Source organism: Raoultella sp. T31 (assembly GCF_002806725.1).
GTDB lineage: Bacteria > Pseudomonadota > Gammaproteobacteria > Enterobacterales > Enterobacteriaceae > Klebsiella > Klebsiella electrica.
The window spans coordinates 1-20,847 of record NZ_PIBO01000019.1 but is presented as its reverse complement, the minus strand read 5'-3'; the positions used below and the strand labels follow the sequence as shown (position 1 = coordinate 20,847).

Sequence of the window (20,847 nt, the reverse complement as noted above, 5' to 3'; positions counted from 1 at the left end):
ATTTGCGGCTACTTTATACTCAAAGGCGGGGCTATTAAAACAGCAAAAGTACGGATACGGACAATTTTCAGATTTGTCTCCGCGCTGTGTTAAAAAAAATCAGAATATTATGATAAAAAATCCGATGCGATATGTTAAACGCGCTCACTGCTCAGTGAGCCTGAACGGCGGCAATATATCTGCAGGCTGTCACTTCGATAACCGTTCACGGTGAGTCTCTGATAAGGAAAATACAGGAGGGATAACCGGAGATTGACTCAGTATCACGAAGCTATCGCCTCCCTGATTTTCTTATTGATGCAACGGTTGGCCACAGGCAGCCAGTATTGATTCATGCATCGCTTCTGAAAGCGTCGGATGCGCAAAGATCATCGACAGGAGACTTTCATGTGTGGCTTCCAGGTGACGGGCGATACCAAAACCCTGGATCTGTTCGGTGACCTGCGCGCCAACCATATGCGCTCCCAACAACTCGCCGGTTTCAGCATCGAAAATAGTCTTTACAAAACCCTCCGTCTCTCCGCTGGCCAGCGCCTTACCATTCCCCTGAAAGGAGAACTTACCGATCTTGACTGGCCGTCCTCCGGCCAGGGCAGTCGATTCTGTCAGGCCCAGACTGGCAACCTGGGGTCGGGAATAAGTACAACCGGGCACATAGTCGCGATCAAGAGGGTGTGTGCCTTCGACGCCAGCCAGTGTCTCAATGCAGATCACTCCTTCGTGGCTGGCCTTGTGCGCCAGACACGGCGGGCCGGCTACATCGCCGATGGCATAAAGCCCGAATACGTTAGTGCGACAAGCCGTATCCGTCTTGATAAAGCCGCGGTCTAACTCGACGCCCAGCGCTTCCAGCCCGAGATCTTCAATATTAGGCTGTACGCCAACCGCCAGCAGCACACGTTCGACTTCCTGGAAATATTCGGCGCCGGTGTTTTTCATCGTGCAGCGCACCCCTGTATCGGTGAGCTGTACTTGCGTCACCAGAGTCTGGGTATGGACCTGTATGCCGCGCCTTTCAAATGATTTACGCACCGCAGCAGACACTTCAGCGTCTTCAACTGGCAGAATCTGCGGGGCTAGCTCGACCAGCGTCACTTTGCAGCCAAGATCGTTATAAAGGCTGGCGAACTCGACGCCAATCGCCCCTGAACCGATGATTAATAGCGACTTTGGCAATCGCTCAGGCTGCAGTGCCTCGAAATAGGTCCAGATATATTCACCATCTGGCTCTATGCCTGGTAATGCTCGTGGCCGGGCCCCCGTTGCCAGGATCACGTGATCAGCCCGGTAATCGTGCTCTTCCCCTCGGGCATCCGCGACCGTGATTTGTCCCTTGCCGCGCAGTCGCGCGGTGCCATCAATCACCCTGACGCCATTTTTCTTCAACAGGTACTCAACCCCACCGGTGAGCTGTTGCGACACGTTACGGCTAAACTGCACCAGTTTCTGCAGATCGAAATTCACCTCACCCACACTGAAGCCCAGCTGACTGGCATGGGTGATACTGTGCGCGACCTCGGCACCATGCAACAGCGCCTTGGTTGGAATGCAGCCCCAGTTCAGACAGATGCCTCCCAGATGTTGTTTTTCCACTAATGCGGTACGAAGCCCTAGTTGACCGGCACGGATGGCGGCAACATATCCCCCAGGCCCACCGCCGATGATCAGCACATCGTATTTATCGTGCATAGCTCGTCTCCTGGATAAACATCAAGGTTGGTGTTTCAATCAGTCGCTTGAGTTCCCGGAGAAAAGCCGCGCCTTGCGCCCCATCGATGATCCGGTGATCGCAGGATAGCGATACCGTCAGTTGGTGGCGCGCGACGATTTGCCCGTCGCGTACTACCGCCCGGACCTCGCCGGCGCCAATTGCGAGGATTGCGCTTTGCGGTGGATTGATGATGGCGTCAAACTGCCGTACTCCGAGCATACCCAGGTTTGACAAGCTAAAGGTCCCCCCCTGAAATTCTTCGGGCTTCAGCGTGCCCGCTTTGGCTTTGGTCACCAGGGAGTGAATTTCGTTCGATATGTCGCTGACCGATCTGCGGTTCGCCGAGCGAACAATAGGGGTAATTAACCCGCCAGGCAGCGCAACGGCCACCGAAATGTCGGCATCCGCAAAGCGGCGGATACTTTGGGTCGCTTCATCAAACTGTACGTTGACATCCGGCACCGCCACCAGAGCCAGGGCACAGGCCTTAACCAGCAGGTCGTTAACCGAAATCTTGACGCCGGGTACTTCGCTGTTAATTTCCTGACGTAACGCTAACAGTCGTTCCAGATCAAGATCGACACTCAAACGGAAATGGGGTGACTGTTGCTTGGACGTTTGCAGGCGAGCAGCGATAGCCCGCCGCATACCGGACATGGGGATATTCTCAAAGGTTGCCGGGATACTCTCCTGTACAGGACGGGTCTGCGAGTGTTCGTCGAGTAACAACGCCGTGGCCAGCACATCATCACGACTCACCCGACCGCGTGAGCCGCTGCTTCGGCAGTCATGTAAGTTGATACCCAGTTTGCCAGCCAGACGGCGCGCCAGCGGGGTGGCCGATACCTGGCTATCATCGGCATGCGAGCGGGGTGCTTTGCTGCGACGAACGGGGGGCGTTGGAGAGACGATACGGCCACCGGCGGCAACGATCGCGCTTTCCACGTCAGACACAGAGATACGATCGCCACGCCCGCTACCGCGGACCTTTTTCAGGTCGACACCCCAGCGTGCAGACAGACGTAACGCATGGGGAGTGGCATTAACCTGAGTCACATCGGTCACGCCTTGCAGACTGACGGGGACTTCGGTCTGCCCAACGGGCGCCACGGGGTTGTTGGAGGGGAGCGAGACAACGGCAGGCGGCTTAGCGCCTGCCTGCGCAGTTACGTCCGGCTCGGTAGCCTTCGTGCCAGAGGCTGCTGTTTTCTCCGTAGCCAGACTGGCCGCAAATTCGTCCAGTTCAGCATCGCTGACCGAAGCGTCAGCGGCCAGTGCCAGCACGGCTCCTACCTGGAGAGTATCCCCCTGTCGGGCGATTATCCGACGTAATGTACCGGCAAAGGGGGCCTCCAGCACATTGACGATTTTACTGGTTTCAATCTCACAGATTTCCTGCCCTTTGGTGAAGCTGTCACCCTCCTGAATTGCCCACCGGGCGAGCAAACCTTCCTCCATTGAAAGCCCCCATTTGGGCATTTCAAGCGTCTTGATTTCGCTCATAGATTAATCCTCCAGCACTTGACGGACGGCTGCTTCGATACGTTCAACGCCAGGGACCCAGAGTTTTTCGAGAGCAGGGGAGAACGGGACCGGAGTGTGTGGTGGCGTCACCAGCAGAACGGGCGCTTTGAGGAAATGGAATGCCTGGGAAGCAATCAGTGCCGCGACATCATGAGCGAAACCGAAGCGTGCTGCTGACTCGTCGACAATCACTACACGCCCCGTAGAAGCCACCGATTCCAGAATACCTTCTTCGTCCAGTGGCGAAATAGTACGTGGGTCGACCACCTCGACCGAGATCCCCTCCCTGGCCAGTTTGTCCGCAACCTGGTTTGCTTTATGTACCATTGCCGACAAGGCAATGATGGTGACGTCCTCTCCTTCGCGAGTATAGTTGGCTATACCTAGTGGGATGGTATAGCTCTCGTCCGGTACTTCGCCCTTGAGGTCGTAAAGCATTTTATGCTCGCAGAATACCACGGGGTCGTCGTCGCGAATTGACTGGATTAACAGCCCCTTGACGTCATAAGGTGTCGATGGCACCACCACCTTCAGTCCTGGCGTGGTCGCAAAGATATTATAGGGTGACTGTGAATGCTGGGCGGCGGCAGAAAAACCCGCGCCGATCATACCTCGCATCACCAGTGGTGCCCGGGCTTTGCCACCAAACATGTAGCGGAACTTAGCCGCCTGGTTGTACAGCGCATCGTGGCTCACACCAAAAAAATCCATGAACATCAATTCCGCTACTGGCCGCAGACCGGTTGCTGCGGCGCCGGCAGCCATACCGATGATTGCCGACTCTGTAATGGGGGTGTCGATCACCCGCTCAGAGCCGAACTGCGTCCACAGTCCTTTAGTGACACCGAGTACACCGCCAAAGGCTTCTATTTTCGCGTCTTCGGGCGCATTTCCGCCATGACCGCCACGTAAGTCTTCACCAATGAGCACAACGCGTTCGTCGCGTTCCATTTCCTGAGCCAGGGCTTCCTTGACCGCTTCACGATAGGTTTTTATCGTCATTGTTATCACCCTCAGTATGAGACGTATACGTCTGTCAGCAGGTCTTCCGGAGCCGGATAGGCAGCGGCGCGGGCTTTCAATACAGCATCGTTGACAAGCGCTTCTACTTCCTCATCAATTGCCGTCAGTTCTTCCTGGGTGATATGTTGCTTGACCCTGGATGTGAAAATCTTCAGCGGATCATGTTTTTCACGCAGGCGTTGAACTTCACCTTCAGCACGGTATAACGCGGGATCGCCCTCAAAATGACCATGCCAGCGGTAGGCTTTGGCCTCAATGACGCTTGGGCCACCCCCTTCACGTGCGCGCTTGACCGCTTCTGAGGTGGCCTCATAAACGGCAAAGAAATCGGTGCCATCAACGGTCACTGCCGGTAGGCCGAAGCCAGCGGCGCGTCGGGCGATATCACGCCCACCAACGGCGTAGTCATGACCGGTCCCTTCGCCATAACCGTTGTTCTCGAAAATAAAGATGGCTGGAAGCTGGAGCACGACGGCCATATTGATGGCTTCAAAGACCAGGCCCTGATTAGAACCACCATCGCCAGTAAAAGAGACTCCGACGTTGTTGGTTTTAAGCGTTTTTGCCGTCAGCGCTGCGCCGATGGCCAATGGAGGGGCTCCACCAACGATAGCGTTCGCACCCAGCATTCCTTTCGACAGATCGGCAATGTGCATAGAGCCACCCTTACCGCGACATAACCCGCTGTCCTTACCGAATATTTCGGCCATCATGCCGTGAATGTCGCAACCTTTAGCGATACAGTGACCATGTCCACGGTGTGTTGAACCAATGAAATCAGCGCTCGTTAAATTTTCGCAGACCCCCACCGCGATGGCCTCCTCACCGGTATAAAGGTGAATGAAACCTGGGATATCGCCGCTGGTATTTTCCTGATGTAAACGCTCCTCAAATGTCCTGATCTCCCGCATCTTACGGTAAGCCTGCAATAAAGCCTGTTTGCTAAGCATCATTTAATTCTCCTCAATAAAGGTCACCCAGGCGGGGCCAACAGACAGGGAGAATGCACCCTGGCCACACCAATGCAATGAATCTACGAGTGGTTCGAGAGAGTGCGAAGCCACCTTCATGGGGGGGTAGGTGGGGGTTTTCATGCTTGAGGTCAAACTTTATAAATTTTGTGTATCAATCAAGTTTGGTAGCCCCATGTCATCCCGAGGTCTGGCGTACAATTGAAAAAAAACAAAGCGAGTAGACAACCACGGATGAAGCCATCGGATTTAAAAGGTCGCCAATCACCATCGCTGGTCTCCGGACCATTGCGGCTGACGAGAGGCTTGCCGCTCATCCTGACCAAATTCGTCCCGCCTCGCTCCGCGATACAATTGCTGGAGCGTCCACGACTTCTTCAACTTCTCAATCCAGTTCAGCGGTGCCGACTGGGTATCGTTTGTGCCGGCGCTGGATTTGGCAAAACCACGCTATTGGCGCAATGGCATCAGCATATGGTAGCCCAGGGGGAACGTATCGCCTGGCTTAGCCTTGATGAGGATGATGATGACGTATGGCAGTTTATTCCTTATCTGCTGCAGGCATTGCGTCCACTTTATGCTGATTGGGACGTTGATTTCTGGCGCGACATGGAAGAACAGAAGCTCTCCAGCTCCGAGCAGCTGCTGGCCGGGCTAATTAACCAGCTACATTATTGCCCGCACGACTTGTACCTGATTATCGACGACTTTCATGTGATTAATGATTGTGGGGTATATGAAGCCTTGGGTTATTTAATCAGGCATGCGCCTGCCGCCTTGCATTTGATCATTGGCAGCCGTTTCCACCCGAGTCTTTCTTTGGGCCAGCTGCAGGCACAGGACCAGCTGGTGGAAATCTATGATCGAGACCTGCAATTCACGCTCGAAGAAACTCAAGACTATTTTAGCCGCACGGTTGCGGTACCACTCAGCAGCCAGCATGCACAGCGGCTACAGTCTGCGACCGAGGGCTGGATCGCGGGCATGAAGATCGCTTCATTGTCCGCAGAATTGCAGAATGATCCAGAGCATTTGTTGCGCAATATTCATGGAGGAACACGGTCCATTGCCCGTTACCTGAAAGAGGTGGTACTGGATCCGCTGCCGGCAGAGGTTCTCGATTTTCTGGTGAAAACGTCATTCCTCAGCCGGTTAAATGCCGAATTATGTCATGCAGTTACAGGACGTGATGATAGTAAAGCGATGCTGGCATGGATTGAGCGACACAACCTTTTTTTGTCAGCCCTTGACGAACAAGGCTACTGGTTTCGCTACCATCCTCTGTTGCAGGAAAACCTTCGGACTATGTTGCAGCAGAGCAACGATATTGACCGCAAGCAGTTACATGAATTAGCCAGCCATTGGTTTGTCGAACAGAGACTGTGGTCTGAGGCGGTACGCCATGCACTCAGAGCAGGCAAGCCGGTGCATAGCCCCGGGCAGGATGGTGCAAGCGCTCAGTCACTGGCAGAAGAAGGGGATATAGATACCCTGATTTCCTGGATGCATCATTTACCTGCCAGTACGGATCCTTCGCGCATTGACCTGCAAATTAATCTGGCCTGGGCACTGGCGCATTATTTCCACTTTGATGAATCAAGGCAGTTGCTTGATAATCTGGATCAGATGGTAGTTAATCACCGTGATGATTTAACCCGCAGCACCTGGTGCAAATTGCGTGTTGTGCGCGCAATTTGCGAAGCCTTTGCGGAAAACATCCCAGAGAGTCTGGCAATTGTTCAGCCATTGCTGGCCGAAGTGCCCTGCGGGGATACCTGGGTTGATGGTTTGATATGCAATATTCTCAGCTATTGCCATGTTGTTAACCAGCGCTATACCGAAGCTCTGGAGGTTCAACAGCATATGCCCTCTCCAGAAAGTCCCTTAGACAATCTGTTTGTCTCGGTTTACCGCGCTTTTATCATTGCCCAGTGCCATCTTTGTCAGGGTGATCTGGAAAAAGCCGGGTGGTATGCAGAGAAAACATTGCGCCAGGCGGAATGTTATACCGGTACCCAGTCGACCAGTGGAGCGACACTGGCGCCACTGCTGGCGGAGATAGCTTACGAATGCAAGAGTCGTGACTCGCTCGATCATCTGTTAGCCGATCGGCTCGAATTGATCGATCGATTCAGTCCACCCGACGCGCTGAGTCGTTGCTATATCTATCTTGCGCGTCAGGCCTTAGATGACGATATGCCGTATGAGGCAGAGCGATTGCTGGAGCATGCGCAGCGACTTGCCGTGTCTCGCGGATGGCAACGGTTACAGGCTATGTTGTTAGCAGAGCAAGTGCGGGTACGGCTGCAGCGCGGAGATTTCACCGGCGCAGAGCAACTGCAACGACAACTTGCACAAATGGTTGCCAACTTCAGAATTGATGCCGGGCATCCATGTCAACGAGCCATCGTTCGGTATGCATCCCTTAGCCGCAGCCGCCTTCTTCTCGCCAGAGGCCAGGCGCCGCAAGCCTGCATTCTACTGGCTGAAATGGTCTCTGATCAGGAAAGTCGGGGTGACGGGTTAAGCGCAGCACGTCTACGTACGCTCTGGTCATTAGCCTTGTGGAACAGTGGCAAAACTGCGGCAGCTTGCACTACATTGCAGCCAGTACTGCAACTAGCAGAACAACAGCATCTCAAGGGCATCTTTCTTGATGCGGGTGATGCATTACAACCTTTGCTTGCCTGTATGAACGAATCCTCTTCGGTTTGTAAAGAGGAGGGAACAGGACATGGCCACTGGGTAGACAAGAGCGATCCGGCAGGAGGAACACCGTTTAATCGTGGAAGTCTCGATATTAATGGCGAACTCAGTGAGCGAGAACTTCAGGTATTACACCTGATCACCGAAGGGCAGATGAACAAAGAAATCGCTCGCTCCCTCGATATTTCTGTTGAGACGGTAAAATGGCACATCAAAAACATCTACGCGAAGCTCAGGGTGAATAGTCGTACTCAAGCAATGAGTCGGGCGCTGGAAATGAAACTACTGGGTTAACCGTTTGATAGTACGGCCCTGACATAAAATATTATTCAGATGTAATCACTAATAACTAAGTTCCTAACTGGTTGTATATTCTGAAAACAGGCGGGGTTTTCTACACATATACAGGCCACCATCCATTCTACGTAGTATCGGGACGACGCGTAGTCTCGGTTTTTCACCGCATATCGTCTCTGAAAGATGGGCAACAGGCCTGTAAAGCTATGAACGCTCGTTTTAAAATTTGTCGAAGTGTCGACTTCTGCCCATCAGAGAATATCCTGAGCAGTGTATGGCCGTTTGGGGGACCATATCTCAGCGATAAAAACATTGAGTTTAAGTGCGTTGACCCCAGGGGAAAAAGCAACCCTGGCGTAACCCCAGAGAGGAGTTTAAGGAGAGTGGTTTCTTTAACTCTTTGATTTAGATGGTGCGATAATAGGAACAACACCTATGCATTAATTTATTGATTATTAATGAAAATTATATGTTCCATCTTTGGTGATACCCCCGAAGATACCCCCAATAGATTTTTTGTGTTCATGATGTGAGATTATTACTTAATGGTAGTTCCTTTTGAACATCACTCGCTATAGCGGATGGTGGGGAAGTTCCATACTCTATGATAATATATGTTTGTATAGCGAGTTAACCTATGGAATGGAGTTTCTATGAAGAAAGAAGATGGCATCTCAAAATATAAGCTCAACAAAATAGCCACCGAATCGTTAAGAAATACTATACGACTTCATTTTGACTCTATTTTACTCTATAGAAATGGATCATATCCCAGCGCATTTCAGCTTTCCGTGTTAGCTCTTGAAGAGTTTTCAAAGGCTAACTGGGTGGATCACTATATCTGGACATCTGAAACAAATGAAGGCTATCCAAAAGTAGATTTTGAGCAGGAATGGCTTAAGCTCCTATATCAACATCCTAAAAAACAATGGAATTTTGTAGCAAGAGAAACAAATGATTATTCACCAAAATTTATATCATTAATACAAAGTAGAAAACTGGAAGAAAAAAAACAAAACTCTATATATGTTGGACTATCTCGTAGCAAGGGGAAAATAGATACAGACAGTAGAATATCCACTCCTTGGAGAATAAAACAAGGAGATGCAAAGGAAATTATTTCAATAATCAATGATGAGTTAATAAAAATATGTAAAAGAATTGAAGAAGATGAATTCTACTTTGAAGGAGGGAAAAACATGGACGATGTATTCGATTACAAAATTTATAACAACCTATTAAAATGGCCACACAAAAGTGGAATAAAAAACGAAGGGTGGAGAAATAGAAATTTCCCACAAAAATAATAAACACTTTCGAATTTCGGTTGAAAAATACATACGGCTTATCGGAATAAATAGCGAGACATGGACAGATATAATTATCTGCCCATTTATTGTCCATACAAAAATACCTATCAAACCTACAAATTATATTAAGAGTCATTCTAACATCATAGATTATTTTTTATAAGACAGCATTTCTTATATTTTTTACCGCTTCCACATAAACACTTATCATTTCTTCCAAGCTTAACTTTAAATTTCCCCCTTAATTCCTTCGAATCATAAATCATTGGCTTATCCATTTTTGCTTCTTTAACTGCAAGATCCATTTTTGTATCTTTTTGCCACGGAAAGGATAGCTTACATATCGAAGCCACCATACCAAGTCGATCAGCCTCAACCAAAACCCCAAACCATTGATTTTGCTTTGCTAAATATTTTTTTGCATTAACATGGGCCATCAATTTATTTTGAGCTGATTCTAAATCACCAGCTAATGTATGAACGGTTAGACCACCAACCCCATTTTCTAGCTGAATAGTAAAATCATGAGTAAGGTTATCCTGTATGGTTAAGTATTGTATCCTACCTACTGCCTCATTAAGCATATCGACAAACTTACCATTTCCTTTTAAAAGGATCAGGCCCAGATCTGTTAAATCATCATTAGCCAGTCGTTGAATTTTAAAAAGAAGCCTACCAAAGAATCCTGATGTATATTTTTGCAAAATGCCTTTTGGTGTTCCACTACCGGGCAGTGCTAATCTTCGTACCATAAAAGCAGCATCTAAGTCAGAAGCAATATCATCCGCTAGATGCATAAAGGTCATATCATTCTCAATCCATAAATTATATTTTAAATGCATGGATAGAAGAACAATTTCTGTGCTCGCCATTAGAGCGTCATGATAACCAGTACGGCGGTCAACAAAACTCAAGAAAAATAAAGGCTCCGAAAGAAACTCAGTAAGAATATCTAAGAAAAAAATATCCATAATATATGGTGCTTTTAAATGTTCTGTTTTCTCATATTTAAGATGAAGTCGACACTGAAAAGCTAAGGACGGATAACTCTCAGATGTTATACAAACTGGGTAGCAAGATGTAGGCCGATCTTTAAATTCTACCAAATTTCCACTTGCATCCTTAAAGTGAACCCCCGCTTCCATAAGAGCATTGGAGCATTCTATCGCCTGATCATAAGCGTTCTGAAATCCCTTAGTGAAATCATCTTTAACAATCTCAGCTTGTCCTTTTCTTGAGGAAAGCGTCATACCTTTAGATTTTGCTTGTACGATTAAATATTTACTCCCGAATTTAACGAGTATATCGATCTCACCAATTTTCTCTGCCGCATTTTTAAAAATATCAATATTTACATAGACGTTTTCTCTTCCAAAAACAGATACTAATTTATTATATGTGAATGCCTCAGTGAAATTTCCTCTATGCTCATCAGCAAACTTGCGATACGATTTATCTTCACGCATCCAAAATATTGGGCTTTCATACATTGATTGAGCAAGTGATGTTAACTGGAATAAATAATATTTATCATTTAGACATACAATAGGCTTTGCATTAATAATATTAAAATCATCTATTGAGCTAAACGATGTGTTATCATCTTTTGAACTTGTACTAAAAATAGTCAAAAAAGCAATTACTATTTCCTTTGACTGTTTAGATAAACGAATTAGCTCATCAACATTTATTTCATGAAACTGAAGGCGAGATTCTTTATGACTTATTAATTCGCTACGTGATGCAATGGAGTTAAGATTTTCATTAAGCATTTCATTAATAGCTCGATATATTGTATAAGCATCATTCATATCGAAACCAACATGATCACGGAGCCATACTTCATCTTCTATATAACGTTCTCTTGCGAATGATGCAAATTGAAACTCAAATGCCTGCTCAGCACTATAAAATATAAACTCACGAACAACATCTTTTTCCGTAAAAAAACTTTCAAACGAAAGTTTCGGATTCTCAAGAGAGAAATTTTTCATTCCTGAAGTTTTTATGGCCTCATGAATATCTTTTAAAATTTGTTCAGCAGAATCAACATATTGAGTTAGCTTATCGCTGCTTATTTCTACTGCATTATAACCGGACTTGAGCATCAACCCATGCAGTAGTGATAACTCAGTTTTAATCAATCGGTCAGATGAAGTTAGATGGTTCAAATCATCAGTTTCCAATCCTCCTTGGAAACCTATTGTACAGTCTCTTAGGCATAAATATGAATACGCATGAATAAAACCGTCTTGTTTACAAAGTTCCTCTAACTCTAAAAATTTCGCTTGCTCATTATTCATTATTGTCTCCAAATATTTTATTCAGCAATGCCAACGATTATAAACAGCAGGGGAGTGGTTTTTTCAAGAAACTATGTAACTTTTGATAAATTTAGTCAAGTTTAAAATGACAACTAAATTAGACTATATTGGTATATACTGGTAAAAAGTAATTAATTAGACAAATTGCTTTTTAAAGGAATACTTATTCCTTTAATTCATCATCGATGAATGTGCGGTAAAATGTAATTTTAGAAATGACCACATACATTTAAAGTTAATGCATATGATAATTTCTTGATGATACTAAATGCAGATTAACTCATGATTTAAAACCTCTTTGATTGAAAAATATAAACTTGTCCTGATTTTTTTGTTCTAGATATCCATCTTTTAGATTTCCTTTTAACTTAGATTTAAATCTATTTTCATAGTACACTATATATGACGTTTTTTTCATTATTTTTTCTTCAATCACTTTTTCTTTATTCCTTGGCTGAATAACAGGTTTTTTTATACCTAAACGTTCTCTTACCTCTTCGATCTTAACTGCTCTACTATTGAAATTGCTACGGCCTTTGAGTCTAAATTGATGGGTAGCTGTTGTTGCTGTTTCTGCATGATAAAGTATCCTACTGATAGAACCACCAATATATGTATTACTCCTACCACCGAGGCCACTTTTATTATAAGTTTTGATTGGTTCTTTATTGTGTTGTTTTTTAACTCTGTTGCGTATTTGTGCAGCTTTTTGTGTTGTTCTTCTAACTTTAGAGCTTGTTGGTCTATTATATTTTTTGCTGAGTTTAAAGCTGTAGTTGTTGTTTCTAACGAGTTGTTCACCATTGTTAGTGTCTGCTGTGTCTGATTCAATGCTGTGCTGACTGATTCTGATAATATCATCATCGATTCGGTCAGTGGCTCTACTGTCATTGATATTTGGTTCAATAAGTGATCGTCCAATACTATTTGGTTCATCATCTTTTCTTGCTGAGAAACTTCTAACGAGTTCATTATCTCTATTTTTGTCATATTTCACCTTTGTTTTAATAGTGTTCCAACTGAATTTTTTACCAAGAGATGATCCCTTGAAGAAAATATTTTTTTCATTATTTTTGATACCAAATGACACTCCGGCGACGTTGCCAGTAGAAGCAACGTTAAAGGCCGGCTCGATGCCTACAGCCTGCAGACGTTCCAAGAACGTAGACAAATCAGGCTTACCGACTAAAGCCGCTTGTAGTGCGTTCTGTAGCACTAAACGGGCTGGTTTCTCTCCTGTACGTAGGGCTTGCTCGATCTCGTTCTTAGTTGGTGCTGATACGTCTGATTTTTGCCCCTGCAAGCTCTTGGTAATCGTTAAGCTGTGCTTTATCTCCAAACGTTCACAAGCTGCTATTGTATTAAATGCTGAGTGCTGACCGTGCCATACAGAACCATCAAGGCCGATCCTGTTTGCCACTATATGGATATGGTCTTGATCTGTATCTTTATGACGCACACAAATATATTGATGTTTTTCTATATCAATACTCATTTCTTTCAAATAGTCTTTTGCTATCTCTTGCCATTTTTCATCTGTTAAATGTTCATTCTTGGGAAGAGATAAAAAGGCGTGAAAAACTGGTTTTTTTATATCAGGTCTAAAACTGCTTACAGCTTTGAACTCATCAGTTAAATCACTAACATTATTTTTATCTGCTGACATATTACTACAAATGAAATCGTGATCATCTTTTAATATATAATCAACTCTATTTTTAAATGATCTTCCTGTTTTAGCCACATTTCCTTTCATACGGTATAAACCTCACAAGCTTTTAATATCCTTTTCATAAGTTGCTTTATGGCAAAGTTAGCTTCTGCGGCTACAGATTGTTTAAAGTCTTCATTCGTATTAAGCTTTTTAGCAATCTGATTTATATTATTACCTTGATGTTGTATTTCCCTATATAACGATTGCTCAAACTCAGGCATTTTTCTTTTTATTACTGGTTCAGAGTTTAATATTTCTCTTCGGATGTAATGGCCTCTCTCAAGGCCGGATGCTTCAACAAGCTCTTTTAAATATTCAAACTCTGCTTTGTTTACTCTAAACTGTATAGATATATCTCTGCGTTCGTCGTGATTTAATTCTATACGCCCTCTTTTTCTATCTGTTCGCATTCTTTATTCCTCTGGATAATGTAATCATCTGTTGCTCTTATGTAGTCGTTATCATTTTCAATAATTAATGCTTCAATAAGCTCATCAGCTTTATTCTCTTGTATATATCTATGAGCCACAAAATAACATAAATCTCGCTCATCACTATTGATTTCATTAAATGGTATATCTTTGTTTTGTTCTATGTAATAAAAAAATCTTGCCAGTATTTCGAGCTTATATTCTATAGTCATACTATTCATTAAGTTTTCTACATTCATATTCTATTATTCCTTTTATATTTAATCAGTGCTTTTTTATCTATCATTTTTCTAACTTCTGATATTGCTTGCTTTGCTTCGCTTGAAGTGTTTGTTTTTCCAGTACAGCTACGGATCATAAAACCTCCCAACATAATACAAAGTATTACCATTGCTACAGACATAATCATCATAATATTCTTTTCTCCCTGCCTAAAAATCTAAATAGTGTATTATAAGAACCTACTAATGAAATATCTTCAAACCACAATATGATATTTTCAGCTAAAGCAACCTTAGCCCTATTTGATAATTTATTTATTATCTCCACTACTTCGTTTAAATCTTTTATTTCAACTTCTCTATTTGCTTCTTCTCTTGCCTCACCTAAAAAATAGATACTCGCTTCAAGATAATACCTTAAATAATCCAAGTCATAATGTTCATATTTCACAAACTCTTTTTTTGTGTCATCATCACCCAGTATGGCATTAGTTAAATATTGATAATGCTCAAATAAAATTTTCCCATCTATGTTATTTATAAAATTTAAATCATCATTCATTTTAAATACTCCTATAATATTAAACTGTATGGTTTGCCGCCAACCCTTGATAGGGTGATTAGGCGGAAGGGTAGATCTTTTTTCAACCCTCCGAACGAAGTGAGAGGGGGCAATCCGAAGGATTGGGTAAATAGCGGATACGCTATTACACCTTGCCTCAGTTTCCGAACGCTAAAAAATAAAAGCTGAACTCAACTGATATTTAAATAAATAACCGATCTAAAAAACTAGTCAATAGCGGCTACATAAATAAATACACTGCACGATAAATAAAATGCAAATAAAAGACAGGGTAAATAATATATTGTCTTTATGTCAACTTTGGGGGAAATCGTCAAGGGCTAAATCGTGGGGTCCCGCTTGCGGGTTCCGATTTAGTGCTTGATGATATAGAGGAGGAAATAAAATTTATATGGGTGATGGTTCGACACTTCGAGCCATCACCTTGGAAGACGTATTTTACATTCTCCTTCTGAAAGAAATCCTGTCAGAAAAAGCTAACTTGCTAATAATAAACCCAACAATCGCAATGACAAATAAACTAATATTACCAGCCATTATTCCTGAACTCATACCGATCAAAACTGATAATATTAAGGTGCTGAATACTATTAAAAATACACACCAACCCGGCGGAGCACCGTATAATACAGTTGCTTGACATCCAGTGCATACGTGAACCCCTTTCTGACTTTCTTTTAGACAGTATGGGCATTGAATGGTATTATTTTCCATTTCCTATTCCTCTAATCTTTCTTAAAAACCGCACCTTGGTAAACAACTCCATCTTTGACTTTTTCGATTTTAAAAGTCCAAGATCCGAGATTTTTGTTTTGCGTTTTGGCGATATAGATGGGTTTCTTGCTTTCATCCCAGCTTTTAACGGTAAAAACACCATCGCGAAACTTGATCACATCTTTCTGAATATCAAGCCTGACGCCGAACTGTTGATTAACATAGTTGCCATAGATGCCATCATCGCCACACCCTGCTAGCAGGACGGCAAGACCTGCCACTAACATAAATTTCCGCATACCTTTTCCTTCACCAATAGCACAGATCTACGATTGACCTGTAAACGCCTTAGGATTCAATTATTTTCATGTCTAGTCATATCGTTTGTACCGATCGAAAAAATAAACAATGATAGATAAAAACTATCAAAACATAATAACCGATCGTTAAAATCAATTAATAACGATCGATTTAGCGCCTTTTGATTGTTAAAACCTATCAATACTAACATATCGATCTTTTATACCGATCTATTTCTGTTAAGGATTTGGATCTTGAACGGACAACAGCGGGAAAAGTTCTATGGTGGGATATCTGGAACGAGACTTTTTTTATTTTTTTTAGATATATTTTCCTTTTTACTTTATTAGCCCTCGTTTTATAGTTTTTTTGATCTAGCTCTGCTTTATATTTTATTAGTGCCATATAAAACAAGGCACCTTTACTATAAATAAACTTAGCTTTACTGAGAGCTATATACTGCCTTGTGTTCGCCCCCGAAAATGGGACTTCACCCAAGGCTTCGCCTCCTGAAATTTTCAACTTATTTTGTTGAAAATCTATCAAGATTGGCGAAAACCAAGATGAAAAATATGACTTCACCCAAGTTGATCTGGCTTAAAGCTCTACATCGTTTCCAATGTAGGACACCCTACGACACCCCCAGATTCGTTCATGCAGATTAATGTATTGTTATCCCCTATTTATGCTTTCAACAAAGGTAGGGCTTTCTCATAGCTATTCCATATACAACTTCACTTATCTGTTTAGAACTTCGCTTCGGGTTGGTATTACGTCGCTCCCCCTTCTATACCTACAATCAACAAAACATACGGACATCTCTCATTAGCGACTCGCGCTCAATTGCTCCACATATGCAGACCTGATACAAAGGTTTATAATTTGATTGCTTTTGAGGACATTAAAGATTCTGGAAATGGTATTCAAAAGACTTGTAAAAAGCTCAGATTTAGATTTGACAAATATGAAAAGATTATTTAATACTTTATTATATTTGTAATCACGTTAATCCTCTAACTGATTACAAGACTTAAAAAAGTCAGCGAAAACTTTTTTAGTCCTTAAAAAGTCAGATTTAACATCTGGCTTTTTTTGTATCTTTACTTTTTATAGATCTTATATTTTAATAGTCAATAGCAAGATAGGAGATATTTCAAAAAATCATTTTGGTTAACGATAGCAGACTTAATAAAGGTCAGATATATATCTGACCTTTTGCTTAAGATATAAATATTATTCATATAAAATCTCTAAACGCTATACAATCCATTTTGATATGTTTTATTTTCACATATAACAAATCATAATGGCCTCTGTATGCATACACATTATATTTATTCTAACCTCTTCAAAATCTATGTATCTATGCTGACTTTGATCAATACTCTTCTTCGTTTTTTCAATAATATCATCGTAAACGGTTTCCATATAATATTTATCAGTAAATAGATCGAATACTTCATTAGCAGGCTTCGCAAGCACTTTCTTGGTAAAGCGAGAGTATTCTAACAATGCTGTAAGTTCTGCTGAGTTCTGACTATTACATTTATTTTCTTTTTTCATTTTTGGTTCCTTATTTAATCGTTAAGTAAATATCCCCCTACACTTTCATGTATTATTTAAAAGGGATTGTTGTATTTTATAAATATATGTTTATATTGCTTTCACATACTACCCATATATTATTATGCAGCTGTATTACGTGATGAATAGATCAGTTGTTCAATCCATTCATCAATCTCACTTTCAACAAAGGCACTGGCTCTTATTCCAATCTTAATCGGCTTAGGGAAATCCCCCTTACTAATAAGTCTATAGATCCATGCTTTGCTAAATCCTGTTTTATTGATCACTTCCGGCATGCGAATAAGTTTTTTTGTTGTCATATATTTCTCCGTTGTTGTTTTGATGAATGTAGTATCTTCAGATCGCTTATGACGTTCAACCCTCGGAAAATCAGAATTGAACTCGAATTGAGTGTTTTTCATACAAAAACAGATGAAATGGCGGGAGAGCTGTCACTGGGCGGGGTGTAGAGCGATTTAGCAATAAGTGCTATTTATTTTCCTGTTTCAAGGTATTTTATAATTTTCATATTAATCAATTACTTAATAAACATCAGTTTAAATTCTGACTTAATTCTTATCTGCATTAGCCAAGAAAAAGGGCTATGGCCGTTAAGACATAACCCTTCTTTCATCAGCAGTTATCCTTACCCACGCCGATCAAACGCTCCCTGCACCACATTGCTTCCGTTCTCAAGGCTTACCATGTAGTCGGCATACCATTGCAGCATCTCACGTCTACCATCGAGGTATTGCGCATGGTTGTAGGTGCCACGGATAGCATTCTTATCAACATGCGCCAGTTGGGTTTCAATCCATGCGGTGTTATAGCCCTGTTCATGAAGAACGGTGCTCATGGTATGACGGAAGCCGTGACCCGTAACCCGGCCTGTATAGCCAATTCGCTTAAATACCTGATTGATACTGGCTTCGCTCATGGTCTTACTTGGGTCATTGCGGCCCGGAAACAGTAAAGGAAATTGCCCCGTCATTGCTCTGATCTGTTCGATAATGTCTAACGCTTGGGTAGATAGCGGGATGATATGAGGACGGCGCATTTTCATGCGTTCAGCAGAAATTTCCCATAGCGCTTTCTCGGAATCGATTTCCGACCATAAGGCACCACGCAATTCACCCGTTCTTAGGCCAGTAAGGATCAACAATCTCGCTGCCAGCACCATCAATTCACTACCAGAGTAGCCAGCAAGGGCTTTAAAAAAGGCAGGAAGCTCTTCGGTGGTCAAGAACGGGTAATGTGTAGATTCATGCCCCTGCATGGCACTGGTGAGATCAGGCGCGGGATTATACTCGGCTCTGCCTGTCACGATGGCATAGCGAAACACTTCACCACATCGTTGGCGCACTTTCTTTGCTTTCTCTGTTGCACCTCTGGCTTCAATTTTTTTAAGCACATTAAGAAGCTCTAATGGCTTAATGTCCGCAACAGGCCGTTGACCAAGAAAAGGAAAAATATCTTTATTGAAAGCTTCGAGAATGTCAGAGGCATACCCCACTGACCATTTTTTCACTTTCATGCTGTGCCATTCGAGCGCAATTTGCTGAAAGGTGTTTTTGACCTGCGCTTCACGTTCAGCTTTATGTTCTTTCTTAAGCTCTAAGGGATCGATACCCCCAGCGATACCTTTTCGAGCGTCATCACGTTTTGCTCTGGCATCAGCCAAAGACACATCGGGATATACCCCCAGAGCCAATAACTTTTCCTTTCCATCGATACGATACTTCAAACGCCAGTAGCGTGACCCGTTGGTTTTAACCAATAAGTAGAGGCCACCACCATCAGCCATCTTGTAGGGTTTCTCTTTGGGCTTGGCAGTCTCGACCTGTCTGGCATTGAGCTTCATCTGGGGGTATCTCCTTTAGACCGAACAGCGAATACCCCCATTGATACCCCCAACTCACCGTAGATTTCTGTGAACGTGAGTAGACGAGCAGAGACAATAAGGGCCGTGAAACCGCGTATTATAAGGGTTTAAAGGGTGTTTGAGTAGACTTGGGGAGACGTTAAAATAGGTAGGATGGTGCCGATAATAGGAGTCGAACCTACGACCTTCGCAGACTCTAATGAATTATCTACAAAGCCTAGCTAACTGATTGATTAAACTTAGTTAATTAGACTTTTCACCAGCAACAAAAGGTATATATCAACCCTGAAACTGCCCCGACAAAATATCAGGGGTTTACATGACTTACAAGCGTGACAGATATCTGATTCTTGACCATTGTGGGGTTTACATGGTGCGAATCGTTATACCGTCCTACATGAAGGCTTACTTCAACGGTAAGCGCTACTACATGAAATCCACAGCCACCAAAGATATCAGGCAAGCAAGGCTTTTCAGGGATGCTGTAGCGGTAGAGTTCATCAAGCTAAGGGAACAGCTTAAGCCAAAACAAAACGGCTCAAAGGTTGAGCAGATAATCAATGAACTGCGTGGTATCAGCAACTTTGCAAAAGAATCACCAGTGAATTATGGGGCTAATATCGAGCGCTGTCCTACACTAATACAAATACGTGACCTTTATTTGCTGCAATATAGCGATAAACGCAAACTAACAACGCTATCAAAGATAACTAAAGCCGTTGAGTTAATTCTTTCTCACATTAAACAGCGTGATTCACAGCTTCAGGATATTAACAGAACGGTAGTAACCGGATGGCTTGACCAACTGAAAAAAGAGAAAGCAACTCAAACGCTACAAAACTATATAAGCGCACTGGCTCAACTGTTCGATTTTGCAAAGAATCGTTATCACGATGCACCTAAAGATAATCCTTTCAGAGGGCACAGGTTAGAGGCCAAAAGTTCACATGATAGTTATGAACCTTTCCTTATTTCTGAGTTAAGCAAGGTCTTTGAGTTACTTAATGAAGAAATGAAACAGGTTACCTTAATTGGTCTTTATTCAGGGATGAGATTGAATGAAATTTGTAGCCTCACCACTGATGATATTGTGACAGAGGAAAACGTAAGGTGTTTACGCATCTCAAAAGGCAAAACAAAGAATGCTGCCCGATTGGTTCCCATTCATCCTTCAATTAACGGACTTATTGACACGCTGATTCAAAACCATACGAATAAGTTTCTTTTCAGACATGCAGCGTTAACAGACAGGGCTGATGGTAAGCGCTCTACATGGCATACACAGCAATTCACCAGAGCAAAGAGAAAGGCTTTAGGCGAGAAGGAAACGGAGACGAAGGTCTTTCACTCGTTGCGTGGGATGTTCATCACCGAACTTGACCGCCTCAAAGTGCCTGAAGACCGGATAGCGCTTCTTGTAGGCCATGAGCGGGGGAGTACAGAGTCTTTCAAGACTTACAGTCAAGGGGCTTCACTCAAAGAACTTGCTCAGTACGTGGAAAAGGTCAATTTTGAGACCCTGTAAATAATTCTGTGTAATTGCCATCCGATTAAAGGTGGTCGCTCAGGC

Annotated in this window: 18 protein-coding genes; 3 read left to right on the top strand and 15 right to left on the bottom strand. The window is 43.4% G+C overall.

From position 1 onward, the window contains the following. Nucleotides 1-291 precede the first annotated feature (291 nt). Genes lpdA through CWM52_RS14345 form a run of 4 tightly spaced genes read right to left on the bottom strand, consistent with a single transcriptional unit; the run spans nucleotide 292 to nucleotide 5,208 of the window. Complete coding sequence (gene lpdA / locus CWM52_RS14360) at nucleotides 292-1,689, bottom strand: dihydrolipoyl dehydrogenase (RefSeq protein WP_100684722.1); 1,398 nt, start codon at nucleotides 1,687-1,689, stop codon at nucleotides 292-294. Next, nucleotides 1,679-3,214: a 2-oxo acid dehydrogenase subunit E2 gene (locus CWM52_RS14355; protein ID WP_100684721.1), complete on the bottom strand. Its 1,536-nt coding sequence runs from the start codon at nucleotides 3,212-3,214 to the stop codon at nucleotides 1,679-1,681. Before CWM52_RS14355 ends, lpdA begins: the two co-directional genes overlap by 11 nt. Nucleotides 3,215-3,217: 3 nt before the next feature. After that, entirely contained in the window at nucleotides 3,218-4,237 is a 1,020-nt protein-coding gene (locus CWM52_RS14350; protein ID WP_100684720.1) for an alpha-ketoacid dehydrogenase subunit beta, read from the bottom strand. 11 nt (nucleotides 4,238-4,248) lie between these two features. Then, nucleotides 4,249-5,208 carry a thiamine pyrophosphate-dependent dehydrogenase E1 component subunit alpha gene (locus CWM52_RS14345; RefSeq protein ID WP_160702574.1) on the bottom strand — a complete coding sequence of 320 codons (960 nt, stop codon included), beginning with the start codon at nucleotides 5,206-5,208 and terminating at the stop codon, nucleotides 4,249-4,251. A 255-nt stretch (nucleotides 5,209-5,463) separates the two neighbouring features. Here CWM52_RS14345 and CWM52_RS14340 point away from each other — a divergent pair, with 255 nt between their 5' ends. Next, on the top strand, nucleotides 5,464-8,229 hold the full coding sequence (locus tag CWM52_RS14340) for a LuxR C-terminal-related transcriptional regulator (RefSeq protein WP_100684718.1): 2,766 nt from the start codon (nucleotides 5,464-5,466) through the stop codon (nucleotides 8,227-8,229). A 656-nt stretch (nucleotides 8,230-8,885) separates the two neighbouring features. Then, entirely contained in the window at nucleotides 8,886-9,539 is a 654-nt protein-coding gene (locus tag CWM52_RS14335; protein WP_100684717.1) for an AbiV family abortive infection protein, read from the top strand. 146 nt (nucleotides 9,540-9,685) lie between these two features. On the opposite strand, the gene CWM52_RS14330 is transcribed toward CWM52_RS14335, so the two are convergent. The 11 genes from CWM52_RS14330 to CWM52_RS14280 form a co-directional block, all read right to left on the bottom strand. Further along, nucleotides 9,686-11,845, bottom strand: coding sequence for a YecA family protein (locus CWM52_RS14330; RefSeq protein WP_059334104.1), 2,160 nt, complete (start codon nucleotides 11,843-11,845; stop codon nucleotides 9,686-9,688). Nucleotides 11,846-12,146: 301 nt separating this feature from the next. Then, on the bottom strand, nucleotides 12,147-13,622 hold the full coding sequence (locus tag CWM52_RS14325) for a relaxase/mobilization nuclease domain-containing protein (RefSeq protein ID WP_100684716.1): 1,476 nt from the start codon (nucleotides 13,620-13,622) through the stop codon (nucleotides 12,147-12,149). Further along, complete coding sequence (locus CWM52_RS14320) at nucleotides 13,619-13,990, bottom strand: plasmid mobilization protein (protein WP_100684715.1); 372 nt, start codon at nucleotides 13,988-13,990, stop codon at nucleotides 13,619-13,621. Before CWM52_RS14320 ends, CWM52_RS14325 begins: the two co-directional genes overlap by 4 nt. Beyond that, nucleotides 13,960-14,250, bottom strand: a complete 291-nt coding sequence (locus CWM52_RS14315; RefSeq protein WP_100684714.1) for a hypothetical protein — start codon at nucleotides 14,248-14,250, stop codon at nucleotides 13,960-13,962. The genes CWM52_RS14320 and CWM52_RS14315 overlap by 31 nt, the downstream gene beginning before the upstream one ends. Next, nucleotides 14,247-14,423, bottom strand: coding sequence for a hypothetical protein (locus tag CWM52_RS26355; protein WP_164478971.1), 177 nt, complete (start codon nucleotides 14,421-14,423; stop codon nucleotides 14,247-14,249). The genes CWM52_RS14315 and CWM52_RS26355 overlap by 4 nt, the downstream gene beginning before the upstream one ends. Further along, nucleotides 14,420-14,794: a hypothetical protein gene (locus CWM52_RS14310; protein WP_100684713.1), complete on the bottom strand. Its 375-nt coding sequence runs from the start codon at nucleotides 14,792-14,794 to the stop codon at nucleotides 14,420-14,422. The genes CWM52_RS26355 and CWM52_RS14310 overlap by 4 nt, the downstream gene beginning before the upstream one ends. 459 nt (nucleotides 14,795-15,253) lie before the next feature. Then, nucleotides 15,254-15,529: a hypothetical protein gene (locus CWM52_RS14305; protein ID WP_071883304.1), complete on the bottom strand. Its 276-nt coding sequence runs from the start codon at nucleotides 15,527-15,529 to the stop codon at nucleotides 15,254-15,256. Between the two features lie 11 nt (nucleotides 15,530-15,540). After that, nucleotides 15,541-15,828 carry a hypothetical protein gene (locus tag CWM52_RS14300; protein WP_020231154.1) on the bottom strand — a complete coding sequence of 96 codons (288 nt, stop codon included), beginning with the start codon at nucleotides 15,826-15,828 and terminating at the stop codon, nucleotides 15,541-15,543. 1,288 nt (nucleotides 15,829-17,116) lie between these two features. Further along, nucleotides 17,117-17,392, bottom strand: a complete 276-nt coding sequence (locus CWM52_RS14290) for a hypothetical protein (protein WP_000711964.1) — start codon at nucleotides 17,390-17,392, stop codon at nucleotides 17,117-17,119. Between the two features lie 122 nt (nucleotides 17,393-17,514). Further along, nucleotides 17,515-17,715: a helix-turn-helix transcriptional regulator gene (locus tag CWM52_RS14285; protein ID WP_020231157.1), complete on the bottom strand. Its 201-nt coding sequence runs from the start codon at nucleotides 17,713-17,715 to the stop codon at nucleotides 17,515-17,517. Nucleotides 17,716-18,041: 326 nt separating this feature from the next. Beyond that, nucleotides 18,042-19,256 (bottom strand): tyrosine-type recombinase/integrase, encoded by a 1,215-nt coding sequence (locus CWM52_RS14280; RefSeq protein ID WP_003029571.1) that lies wholly within the window; start codon nucleotides 19,254-19,256, stop codon nucleotides 18,042-18,044. Nucleotides 19,257-19,596: 340 nt separating this feature from the next. Between CWM52_RS14280 and CWM52_RS14275 the strand changes: the two genes are divergently transcribed. Continuing rightward, on the top strand, nucleotides 19,597-20,802 hold the full coding sequence (locus tag CWM52_RS14275) for a tyrosine-type recombinase/integrase (protein ID WP_100684711.1): 1,206 nt from the start codon (nucleotides 19,597-19,599) through the stop codon (nucleotides 20,800-20,802). Nucleotides 20,803-20,847: the final 45 nt, after the last annotated feature.

Bases quoted from the DNA above. Each gene is read 5' to 3' on its own strand.
- lpdA (WP_100684722.1), bottom strand. From the start codon at position 1,689: ATGCACGATAAATACGATGTGCTGATCATCGGCGGTGGGCCTGGGGGA.
- CWM52_RS14355 (WP_100684721.1), bottom strand. From the start codon at position 3,214: ATGAGCGAAATCAAGACGCTTGAAATGCCCAAATGGGGGCTTTCAATG.
- CWM52_RS14350 (WP_100684720.1), bottom strand. From the start codon at position 4,237: ATGACGATAAAAACCTATCGTGAAGCGGTCAAGGAAGCCCTGGCTCAG.
- CWM52_RS14345 (WP_160702574.1), bottom strand. From the start codon at position 5,208: ATGCTTAGCAAACAGGCTTTATTGCAGGCTTACCGTAAGATGCGGGAG.
- CWM52_RS14340 (WP_100684718.1), top strand. From the start codon at position 5,464: ATGAAGCCATCGGATTTAAAAGGTCGCCAATCACCATCGCTGGTCTCC.
- CWM52_RS14335 (WP_100684717.1), top strand. From the start codon at position 8,886: ATGAAGAAAGAAGATGGCATCTCAAAATATAAGCTCAACAAAATAGCC.
- CWM52_RS14330 (WP_059334104.1), bottom strand. From the start codon at position 11,845: ATGAATAATGAGCAAGCGAAATTTTTAGAGTTAGAGGAACTTTGTAAA.
- CWM52_RS14325 (WP_100684716.1), bottom strand. From the start codon at position 13,622: ATGAAAGGAAATGTGGCTAAAACAGGAAGATCATTTAAAAATAGAGTT.
- CWM52_RS14320 (WP_100684715.1), bottom strand. From the start codon at position 13,990: ATGCGAACAGATAGAAAAAGAGGGCGTATAGAATTAAATCACGACGAA.
- CWM52_RS14315 (WP_100684714.1), bottom strand. From the start codon at position 14,250: ATGAATGTAGAAAACTTAATGAATAGTATGACTATAGAATATAAGCTC.
- CWM52_RS26355 (WP_164478971.1), bottom strand. From the start codon at position 14,423: ATGATGATTATGTCTGTAGCAATGGTAATACTTTGTATTATGTTGGGA.
- CWM52_RS14310 (WP_100684713.1), bottom strand. From the start codon at position 14,794: ATGAATGATGATTTAAATTTTATAAATAACATAGATGGGAAAATTTTA.
- CWM52_RS14305 (WP_071883304.1), bottom strand. From the start codon at position 15,529: ATGGAAAATAATACCATTCAATGCCCATACTGTCTAAAAGAAAGTCAG.
- CWM52_RS14300 (WP_020231154.1), bottom strand. From the start codon at position 15,828: ATGCGGAAATTTATGTTAGTGGCAGGTCTTGCCGTCCTGCTAGCAGGG.
- CWM52_RS14290 (WP_000711964.1), bottom strand. From the start codon at position 17,392: ATGAAAAAAGAAAATAAATGTAATAGTCAGAACTCAGCAGAACTTACA.
- CWM52_RS14285 (WP_020231157.1), bottom strand. From the start codon at position 17,715: ATGACAACAAAAAAACTTATTCGCATGCCGGAAGTGATCAATAAAACA.
- CWM52_RS14280 (WP_003029571.1), bottom strand. From the start codon at position 19,256: ATGAAGCTCAATGCCAGACAGGTCGAGACTGCCAAGCCCAAAGAGAAA.
- CWM52_RS14275 (WP_100684711.1), top strand. From the start codon at position 19,597: ATGACTTACAAGCGTGACAGATATCTGATTCTTGACCATTGTGGGGTT.